This window comes from Kitasatospora sp. MBT66 (assembly GCF_000710405.2).
GTDB classification, from domain to species: domain Bacteria; phylum Actinomycetota; class Actinomycetes; order Streptomycetales; family Streptomycetaceae; genus Kitasatospora; species Kitasatospora purpeofusca.
Window position 1 is genome coordinate 642,998 of sequence record NZ_JAIY01000004.1, and the last position, 9,863, is coordinate 652,860.

Below are 9,863 nucleotides of genomic sequence, written 5' to 3' on the forward strand. Positions count from 1 at the left end.
TGCCGCGCAGGGCCGCGGCCGGCGCCGGGCGGGCGGTCCCGCCACGGCCGCGCCCCGGGCCAAGGAGCCGGCGGCGGTGGTCTTCGCCCGGTTCCTCGGCGAGCTGTGCATCACCCTCGGCCTGGTGATGCTGCTCTTCGTCTCGTACCAGCTCTGGTGGACCAATGTGCAGGCCGACGCGGCCGCCGACGGTGCCCGCAACCGGCTGGAGCAGCAGTTCGACGCGGGCCCGGCCCAGGGCGCCCCGGCGCCGGGACAGCCGGCGCCCGACCCGGCCAAACCGGAGGTCTTCGAGCCCGGCAAGGGCTTCGCGATCATCCACCTGCCGAAGCTCGGCCAGAAGTTCCCGATCGCCGAGGGCACCGCCAAGGCCCCCGTGCTCGACAAGGGCCTGGTGGGGCACTACTCCGGCACCGGCATGCCGGCCGACAAGGCGGGCAACTTCGCGCTGGCCGCGCACCGCAACACGCACGGCGAGCCGTTCCGCCGGATCAACCAGCTCGGCAAGGGCGACAAGATCGTGGTGGAGACCGCGACCGCGTACTACACCTACGAGGTCACCGGCGGGATCCCGGAGACGCCGCCGTCCAATGTGAGCGTGATCAAGCCGGTGCCGAACGGCGCCGGGTACAGCGGTCCGGGCCGGTACATCACGCTGACCACGTGCACCCCGGAGTTCAGCTCCAAGGCGCGCCTGATCGTCTTTGGCAAGATGATCGAGGAAAGGCCGCGCAGCCAGGGCAAGCCGGCCGCCCTCGCGGGGGGCTGACCACGGGCGGGCGGGCGACGACAGAGGGAGAGACGTGACCCAGGGGACCGAGCCGGCGGCCGAGGAGGCCGCTCCGTCGTCCGAGCCGGAGCCCGGCGGCGGACCCCGGCGACGCCGCGGACGGGGCGGCTGGGCGCTGGCCGTCCTGGGCGTCGTCGGCGAGCTGCTGATCACCCTGGGGCTGGTGCTCGGCCTGTTCGTCACCTACTCGCTGTGGTGGACCGACGTGCTGGCGGACCGTTCCGCCTCGGCGGCCTCGGACCACCTGCGCGAGTCCTGGGCGACGGGAGCCCCGGCCGCTCCCCCGTCCGGCGGCCCGTCGGCAGGGCCGTCCGCGGCCGCCGGCGGCACCGGGCCGTCCTACGCGGCGGGTGACGGGATCGGCTTCCTGCACGTCCCGGCGATGGGCCGGGACTACCAGGTGATGATCCGAATGGGCACCGACACGGCGACCCTGGCCGAGGGCGTGGCCGGGGTGTACGAGCAGCCGTACCGCTCGGCGATGCCCTGGGACGAGTCCGGCAACTTCGCGCTCGCCGCGCACCGGGACGGGCACGGGGCGAAGTTCCACGAGCTCGACGCCGTCGGCAAGGGCGACGCGATCGTGGTCGAGACCCGCGACAAGTGGTACGTCTACCGGGTCGACAGCACCCTGCCGGAGACCTCCAAGTACGACACCGGCATCGTCGCCCCGGTGCCGAAGGGCTCCGGCTACACCGCTCCCGGCCGGTACATCACGCTGACCACCTGCACCCCGGTCTACACCTCGCGCTACCGGATGGCGGTCTGGGGCAGCCTGGTGCGGGTGGACGACATCGACGCCGCGCGCACTCCGCCCGCGGAGCTGCGGCAGCGCTGAGGCCGTCGTGGAGGCCCCCGGGGACGCCCCGGGGGCCTCCACGCGTCTCCGCGGCCCTCCGCGGCCCTCCGCGGCCCTCTGCGGCCCTCCGCGGCCCTCTGCGGGGCCTCCGCAGCCCTCCGGCCTCTCCACGGGCCTCCCACGGGCCTCCCGCAGGCCTCCGCCGGCCCCGTGAACGCCCGAGGGCCCGTCGACGCGGTGTCGACGGGCCCTCGGGCTCACTGCCGGGAAACAACTCAGCCGGTCGGTCCGGCCCCGAGGGGCTCAGAACCAGGGGAACCAGGGCTTAGTTGTTGGGTCCCCCTTTGGTGTTGCTGGGGGTGGGGAGGCCGGGGATCCCGGGGACGGTCGGTGGGTCGCTCCCTTTGGGCGGATCCACCGCCTTGGTCATCAGCCCGACCGAGGTGTTCGGGTCCACCTGGGTGCCGGCCGCCGGGTTGGAGGCGGTCACGATCGCGTTCGGGTCCTGCGGACCCTGGACGACGGTGTACTGCAGGCCCATGGCCAGGAGGGTCTTGCTGGCGTCCTTGAGCGGGACGTTCACCAGCGGCGGGACCGAGACCTTCTCCGGTGCCTTGAAGATGGTCAGCGTGATCTTGGTGTTGGCGGGCTGCTTGCCGCCGGACGGGTTCTGCGAGGCGACCGTGTTGACCTTGGTGGGATCGTTGGTCACCTGGGTCTTCGAGGAGTCCACCTGGAAGCCGGCGCCGGTCAGCGCGGCCTCGGCGGCCTCCTTCTGCTGGCCGAGCACGCTGGGAACGTTGATCTTGGCCTTGCCCTGCGACACGGTCAGCTTGACCGGGGCGGTCGGGTCGGCGCCGCCACTGGCCGGGTCCTGGTTGAGCACCTGGTCCAGCGGGGCGTTGTCGTCGTCCTTGTAGTCGGTCGTCACATTGGTGAAGCCGGCGTCGGCGAGCGCCTTGACCGCCTGCTCCTTGGACTTGCCGACCACGTTGGGCACGGGGGTCTTGGCCGGACCCGAGGACAACTGCACGGTGATCGTGCCGGCCTCGGCGAGCTGGTTGCCCGCCGTCGGGTTCTGCGTGCAGACCTGGTCCTTCTTCACGTTGGCGTCCGGGCAGGCGATCCTGTCGCCCTCGGTGACCACGAGCTTGGGACCGGCCTGGGCGACGAGCGCCTTCGCCTCGGCCAGGGTCTTGCCGACGAGGCCTGGGGCCGCGATCTTCACGGCCTCCTTCTTGTCCTCGCCCTTCTTGTTGCCGAACATCGCCTGGGCGACGAAGAAGGTGCCGACCAGGACCAGCACGGCGGCGACCGCCAGCACGATCCAGGAGGTGTTGCTCTTCTTCGGCTGCTCCCCGCCGCGCCGGCCGCCGCGGCCGTAGCCGTCGTCGTAGCCGTCGTTGCCACCGGCCCCGGGGGCGCCGGCGTAGGTCTGGCCGTAGCCGTCGTCGTAGCCCTGCTGCGGCTGGGCGGCGTAGCCGGCCGGCGCGGCCTGCGGCAGGACGGTGGTCGGACCGCCGGGGACCTGCTGCGGCAGCAGGTTGGTCTGGCCGTACGGGTCGTGCTGCGGGTAGCCGTTCTGGTCGTAGCCGTACCCGGCCGCGCCCATGCCGTACGCGGCGGCCTGCTGGGCGGCGGCCACCGGCAGGCCGTCGAGGAAGCGCTCGATGTCGTCGCGCATCTCGTCGGCGCTCTGGTAGCGGTAGTCGCGGTCCTTGGCGAGCGCCTTGAGCACGATCGCGTCGACCTCGGGACGCACCTCGGGGTCGAAGACGGACGGCGGCTGCGCCTCTTCCCGGACGTGCTGGTAGGCGACCGCGACGGGGGAGTCGCCGACGAACGGCGGGCGCACCGTGAGCAGCTCGTAGAGCAGGCAGCCGGTGGAGTAGAGGTCGGAGCGGGCGTCCACCTGCTCGCCCTTGGCCTGCTCCGGGGAGAGGTACTGGGCGGTGCCGATGACGGCGGAGGTCTGCGTCATCGTCATACCGGCGTCGCCCATCGCCCGGGCGATGCCGAAGTCCATCACCTTGACGTTGCCCTGGCGGGTGAGCATGACGTTGGCGGGCTTGATGTCGCGGTGCACGATGCCGGCCCGGTGGGAGTACTCCAGGGCCTGGAGGATGCCGATGGTCATCTCCAGCGCGCGCTCCGGCAGCAGCCGGCGGCCGGAGTGCAGCAGCTCCCGCAGCGTGGACCCCTCGACGTACTCCATCACGATGTACGGGATGGAGATGCCGTCGATGTAGTCCTCGCCGGTGTCGTACACGGCGACGATCGCGGGGTGGTTCAGCGACGCCGCGGACTGTGCCTCGCGGCGGAATCGGGCTTGGAAGGACGGATCGCGGGCCATGTCGGCCCGGAGCGTCTTCACGGCGACGGAGCGGCCGAGCCTGGTGTCATGGCCGAGGTACACCTCGGCCATGCCGCCGCGCCCGAGGACGCCGCCGAGCTCGTACCTGCCGCCGAGGCGACGAGGCTCTTCCATAGTTGCGACCCTCTCCCTCACCCGCCGGTGAGGTTAGTGACGTAGGTGTCCCCGCACGCTCCCTGTGACGCCGTCCGGGCCCCGGATGGTTCTGCGGTCAGGACCGGTTCGGCACCGCACGGACGGCAACGGGTACACCCGCTGCTGCGGACACGCTACCGGTCGGACCGTACCGGACCCGAGTCGGCCGCAGGCCGATATCAGACCGGTATCCGGACCGGGGGCGCCGATCGTGACATTTCCCTCACCCGCCGCGGGCTCCCGTCACGGCTCCCGACCCGGCTCCCGCCACGGCTCCCGTCACTTGCCGAGGACGGCCTGCATCACGGACTTCGCGATCGGCGCGGCCAGCCGGCCGCCGCTGATGCCGTCACGGTTGTTGGAGCCGTCCTCGACGACCACCGCGACCGCGACCGTGCGGCCGTCGGAGGCCTTGGCGTAGGAGGTGAACCAGGCGAACGGCAGGCCCGCGTTGCCCTCGCCGTGCTGGGCGGTGCCGGTCTTGCCGCCGACGGTGACACCCGGGATCTTCGCGTTCTTGCCGGTGCCGTTCTCGACCACCGAGACCATCAGGTCCTGCATCTTCTGCGCGGTGGCCGGGCTGATCGGCTGCGAGAACTGCTTCTCGCTGTGCTTGGAGATGGTGGTCAGCGAGGCGGAGCGCTCCTCGGCGACCAGGTACGGCTGCATCAGCGAGCCGTTGTTGGCGATCGCCGCGGAGACCATCGCCATCTGCAGCGGGGTGGCCTGGGTGTCGTGCTGGCCGATCGAGTCCTGGGCGGTGCCGTCCGGGGTGGAGTTGGACGGGAAGACGCTCTTCTCGGACCGGATCGGGGTGTCCACGGTGCTGTTGAAGCCGAACTTCTCGGCCTGCACCCGCATCTTGTCCTTGCCGAGGTCGGCGCCGATCTTGGCGAAGACGGTGTTGCAGGACTGGTCCATGCCGGACTTGATCGTGGCGTTGCCGCACTGCTCCCGGTCGGACTCGTTCTTCAGCACGAAGTTGGTGCCCGGCAGGGTGTACGGGTCCGGGGTCGCGGTCTGGTCGTCGATGTTCTGGTAGAGGCCGTTCTCGAACGCCGCCGAGGCCGTGACCAGCTTGAACGTCGAGCCGGGCGGGTAGGTCTCGCGCAGCGCCCGGTTGAGCATCGGCTTGTTGGGGTCGGCGTTGAGGTCGGTCCAGGCCTTGGAGTCGGTGGACTCGTTGCCCGCGAAGCTCGCCGGGTCGTAGGACGGCGTGGAGACCAGGGCCAGGATCGCGCCGGTCTTCGGGTCGAGCGCGACGACCGCGCCCTTCTTGTTGCCGAGCCCCTCGAAGGCCGCCTTCTGGGCCTTGGAGTTGATCGTGGTGACCACGTCGCCGCCGCGCTTCTGCTCCCCGGTCAGCATGTCCAGGGTGTTGCGGAAGAACAGCCGGTCGTCGCTGCCGGAGAGGACGCCGTCCTCCAGCTGCTCCAGCTGGCTGGCACCGAAGGCCTGCGAGGAGTAGCCGGTGACCGGGGCGTACATCTGCGGGTCCGTCCAGGACCGCTTGTACTTGTAGCGCAGGCCGTCCACGAAGGTGGACTGGGTGATCGGCTGGCCGTCGACGATGATGTTGCCGCGCGGGTAGGCGTAGCGGTCGTAGACCTGCCGCTTGTTGTACTTGTTGCCCGCCCAGGCGTCGGCCTGCACGCCCTGGACCCAGTTGGTGCGCACCATGAGGGCCAGGATCAGCACGAGGCAGAAGATCGAGACCCGGCGGATCGGCTTGTTCACGAGGCGGTGCCCCCCTGGATCTCGGGCGTCGGGGTGGGCTCCACCCCGGGACGGCGGGCGTTGTCGCTGATCTTCAGCAGGATCGCGACCAGTGCCCAGTTGGCGACCACCGAGGACCCGCCCTGGGCGAGGAACGGCATGGTCATACCGGTCAGCGGGATCAGGCCGGTGACACCGCCGGCGACCACGAACACCTGCAGCGCCATCGCGGAGGAGAGCCCGACCGCGAAGAGCTTGCCGAAGGGGTCGCGGGCGGCGACCGCGGTGCGCAGACCGCGCTGGATCAGCAGGGCGTAGAGCATGAAGATCGCCATCATGCCGGTGAGGCCGAGCTCCTCGCCGAAGGAGCCGAGGATGAAGTCGCTCTTGGCGGCGAAGTCGATCAGCCAGGAGCGGCCCTGGCCGAGGCCGGAGCCGGTCACCCCGCCGGAGCCGAAGGACATCAGCGCCTGGCCGATCTGCTCGGTGGCCCCCTGCGGGTGCTTCGGCTCGAAGGCGGCCATCGGGTCGAGCCAGGCGTCGATACGGGTCTTGACGTGGCTGGCGGTGGAGGCCACCGCGACCGCGCCGCCGATCGACATCAGCAGGCCGACCACGATCCAGCTGGTCCGCTCGGTGGCGACGTAGAGCATCACCACGAACAGGCCGAAGTACAGGAAGGACGAGCCGAGGTCGTTCTCGAAGATCAGGATCAGCAGGCTGAGCAGCCAGATCACGATGATCGGGCCGAGGTCGCGCCCGCGCGGCAGGTACAGGCCCATGAACCGGCGGCTGGCCAGCGCCAGGGCGTCGCGCTTGACCATCAGGTAGCCGGCGAAGAACACCGTCAGGATGATCTTGGCGAACTCACCGGGCTGGATCGAGAAGGCGCCCATCCGGATCCAGATCTTGGCGCCGAGGTCCTCCTTGCGCTCCGGGAAGAACGCCGGCGCGGCGAGCAGCACCAGGGCCACCGCCATCGAGATGTAGGTGTAGCGCTGCAGGACCCGGTGGTCCTTCAGGAAGACCATCACCACGATGAAGAACGCGATGCCCAGGCCCGACCACATCAGCTGGTTGGAGGCGGCCGGGAAGTTGTTGTGCAGCAGCGGGCCGGCCTTGTCCAGCCGCCAGATCATCACCACGCCGAGCCCGTTCAGCAGGGTGGCGATCGGCAGCATCAGCGGGTCCGCGTACGGCGCGAACTTCCGCATCAGCAGGTGCGCGATCAGCGCGAGCGCGCCCATGCCCAGGCCGTAGCCGAGCATCCCGGCGGGCAGCTTGTCGTCCATCGCCAGGCCCACGTTGGCGTAGGCCAGGACCGGCAGCAGCACCGCGAACGCCAGCATCGCCAGCTCGGTGTTGCGCCGGTTCGGCGTCGCCTGCGGCGAGATGGTGGTGTTGCGGCGGCGCCGCGAGGACGCGCGGTCGGCCGGCACGCCGGCGGACCGGCTGTTCGGGTCGCTGCTCACATCGAAGGTACTCATGCTCCCGCCTCGCTCCGCTCGGCCGGGGCATCCGCCCACACGCGCTTCTCGATGGCTCTGTCGCTTCGCTCACTCATGGGTCGGCCGCTCCCCGACGGCCGGACGGGCCCGCGCGGGGCGGGCCTATGTCGGGGGGTCGCGTCCGTCACGGCTTCGGGCAGGAGTCGGCGCGCTGCCGCTCCTCGTCGCTCAGGCCGGGCAGGTCGCTCTGCGGGGCCGCCGGGGCCGCGGCACCCTGGCTGGGTACGGGGGCCGGGGCGGTGGTGCTCGGCGTGCTCGGACTCGGAGTGGTCGGGCTGGGAGTGGTCGTGGGGACGCCGGCCGCCGGGGCCCGTCCGGTCGAGGACGGGCTGGGCGCGGTGGTCGCCGTCACGAACCCGGCGTGCGTCGCCACCGTCCCGGCGGCGGCCTGCTGGGTCGGCTGGCCGGTCGCCGGGGTGCCGCCCGGGGCGGTCAGGCCGCCGGCGGCCCGGACGTCGGAGACCTTGCGGCAGAACGCGGCCTGCTCGCCCAGCTTCTTCACCTTGTCGTCGGCGTCGCCGAGGCTGCTCGCCGAGATGGTGTTGGTGACGTGGGTGCGCTGGTCCTGCGGGAGGTACTTGAGCTCGATGTCCTTGTACGGGGTGTGCACCGAGGACAGGTTCAGTCCGGCCAGGCTCTGGTTCACGCCCTGGAACACCGCGACGTGGTCGCCCTCGGCGCCGACGTAGTACTGGCTCTGGGTCCACTGGTAGCCGAAGAAGCCGCCCGCGCCCAGCAGGCCCACGGTGACCAGGCCGACCAGCGAGAACGCCAGCGCCCGGTTCTTGCGCCGGGGCCGCCGGCGCGCGTCGTCGTCGTAGTCCTCGGTCCCGTGGACCGAGGGATCGGCGGCGCCGCCCTCCGGGTAGCCGCCCTCGTAGCCGCCGGCCGGGCCGAACCCGGCGTCGGGGTGGCCGGCGCCGTAGCCCTCGGCGGGGCCGAAGGCGCCCTGCGGGCCGCGGCCGAGTCCGGCGGCGCGGCCGGCCGGGGTGTCGCGGATCGACTGGTCCGCGGCGGTCGAGGACGGCGGGGTCTCGGCGACCGCGCCGACCACCACCGGCACGTCGTTGAAACGGCCGCTGAGGGTGTCCGTGGCGCCGACGTCGAGGACGTCCGCGACGATGCAGGTGATGTTGTCCGGGCCGCCGCCGCGCAGCGCGAGCTGGATCAGCTCCTGCACGGTCTGCTCGGGCGAGTAGTAGCTGCCCAGGGTGTCCTGGAGGGTCTGGTGGCTGACCGGGCCGGAGAGGCCGTCGGAGCAGATCAGATAGCGGTCGCCGGCCCGCACCTCGCGGATCGACAGGTCCGGTTCGACCTGGCCCCGGCCGTCCAGCGCGCGCATCAGCAGCGAGCGCTGCGGGTGGGTCTCGGCCTCCTCCGGAGTGATCCGGCCCTCGTCGACCAGCCGCTGCACCCAGGTGTGGTCCTGGGTGATCTGCACCAGCGAGCCGTCCCGCAGCAGGTAGGCGCGGGAGTCCCCGACGTGGACCAGGCCCATCCGCTGGCCGGTCCACAGCATCGCGGTGAGGGTGCAGCCCATGCCTTCGAGCTGCGGGTCCTCCTCGACCATCTGCCGGAGCCGGTCGTTGGCGCCCTGGACCGCGTCGCCGAGGAGGGTCAGCAGGTCGGCGCCCGGCACGTCCTCGTCCAGGCGGACGATCGAGCCGAGCACCTCGGAGGAAGCGACCTCACCGGCCGCCGCCCCGCCCATGCCGTCGGCCACGGCGAGCAGCCGCGGGCCGGCGTAGCCGGAGTCCTCGTTCCCCTCCCGGATCAGTCCCTTGTGGGAGCCGGCGGCGAAGCGCAGCACCAGGGTCATGCGACCTGTGCCCCCCTCTGGGTCATGGACGGGATGCTGTCCCTCATGCGCTACTACTTCCGCAGTTCGATGACGGTCCTGCCGATACGGATCGGCATGCCCGGCTGGAGCGGGGTCGGCGCGGTCAGGCGCTGACGGTCCAGATAGGTGCCGTTGGTGGAGCCTAGATCCTCCACCGTCCACTGCCCAGTCTGGTCGGGATAGATCCTGGCATGCCGGGAGGACGCGTAGTCGTCGTCCAGCACGATGGTGGAGTCGTGCGCCCGGCCCAGCGTGATGGTCTGGCCCTGCAGCGCGACGGTGGTCCCGGCCAGGGAGCCCTGGACCACGACCAGCTGGGTCGGGGCGCCGCGGCGGCGCCCGCCGCCCTGGGTCGGCGGACCGCCGGCCGGGGGCTGGCCCTGCGGGGCCCGCCCGGCCGCGCCGGCCGCGGGCGCCGCCGCGGTGGCACCGCCGCCCCGGCGGGAGGACCGGGGGTTCACCCTGGTTCCGAAGAGGTCGCTGCGGATCACCTGGACCGCGACGATCACGAACAGCCACAGCACGGCCAGGAAGCCCAGCCGCATGACCGTGAGGGTCAGTTCTGACATAACCGCGCCCGCTCTACCCTTCGACCTGTCGGTAGACGATGGTGGTGGAGCCCACGACGATTCGAGAGCCGTCGCGGAGCGTAGCGCGCTGGGTGTGCTGCCCGTCCACCACGATGCCGTTCGTCGACCCCA

General features: G+C 71.6%; 7 protein-coding genes. 2 read left to right on the forward strand and 5 right to left on the reverse strand.

All coding sequences use genetic code 11. The annotated features are described in order from the left end of the window. On the forward strand, positions 1-769 hold a 769-nt coding region (locus tag BI06_RS09535; protein WP_082558390.1), incomplete at its 5' end, for a class E sortase. Between the two features lie 34 nt (positions 770-803). Beyond that, on the forward strand, positions 804-1,628 hold the full coding sequence (locus BI06_RS09540; RefSeq protein ID WP_043466954.1) for a class E sortase: 825 nt from the start codon (positions 804-806) through the stop codon (positions 1,626-1,628). Between the two features lie 286 nt (positions 1,629-1,914). Here BI06_RS09540 and pknB read toward each other — a convergent pair whose 3' ends face one another. The 5 genes from pknB to BI06_RS09565 all read right to left on the reverse strand — a co-directional run bounded on the left by pknB (position 1,915) and on the right by BI06_RS09565 (position 9,731). Then, positions 1,915-4,077, reverse strand: coding sequence for a Stk1 family PASTA domain-containing Ser/Thr kinase (gene pknB, locus BI06_RS09545; protein WP_063794943.1), 2,163 nt, complete (start codon positions 4,075-4,077; stop codon positions 1,915-1,917). A gap of 300 nt (positions 4,078-4,377) precedes the next feature. Continuing rightward, entirely contained in the window at positions 4,378-5,835 is a 1,458-nt protein-coding gene (locus tag BI06_RS09550) for a penicillin-binding protein 2 (RefSeq protein WP_030392400.1), read from the reverse strand. Beyond that, on the reverse strand, positions 5,832-7,301 hold the full coding sequence (locus tag BI06_RS09555; RefSeq protein WP_082558391.1) for an FtsW/RodA/SpoVE family cell cycle protein: 1,470 nt from the start codon (positions 7,299-7,301) through the stop codon (positions 5,832-5,834). The genes BI06_RS09550 and BI06_RS09555 overlap by 4 nt, the downstream gene beginning before the upstream one ends. A gap of 145 nt (positions 7,302-7,446) precedes the next feature. Further along, complete coding sequence (locus BI06_RS09560) at positions 7,447-9,141, reverse strand: PP2C family serine/threonine-protein phosphatase (protein ID WP_030392398.1); 1,695 nt, start codon at positions 9,139-9,141, stop codon at positions 7,447-7,449. Between the two features lie 53 nt (positions 9,142-9,194). Then, positions 9,195-9,731, reverse strand: coding sequence for an FHA domain-containing protein (locus tag BI06_RS09565; protein WP_030392397.1), 537 nt, complete (start codon positions 9,729-9,731; stop codon positions 9,195-9,197). Between the last annotated feature and the right edge of the window lie 132 nt (positions 9,732-9,863).

Excerpts from the sequence above, each read along its gene's own strand:
- pknB (WP_063794943.1), bottom strand. The coding sequence starts at position 4,077 with ATGGAAGAGCCTCGTCGCCTCGGCGGCAGGTACGAGCTCGGCGGCGTC.
- BI06_RS09555 (WP_082558391.1), bottom strand. The coding sequence starts at position 7,301 with ATGAGTACCTTCGATGTGAGCAGCGACCCGAACAGCCGGTCCGCCGGC.
- BI06_RS09560 (WP_030392398.1), bottom strand. The coding sequence starts at position 9,141 with ATGACCCTGGTGCTGCGCTTCGCCGCCGGCTCCCACAAGGGACTGATC.
- BI06_RS09565 (WP_030392397.1), bottom strand. The coding sequence starts at position 9,731 with ATGTCAGAACTGACCCTCACGGTCATGCGGCTGGGCTTCCTGGCCGTG.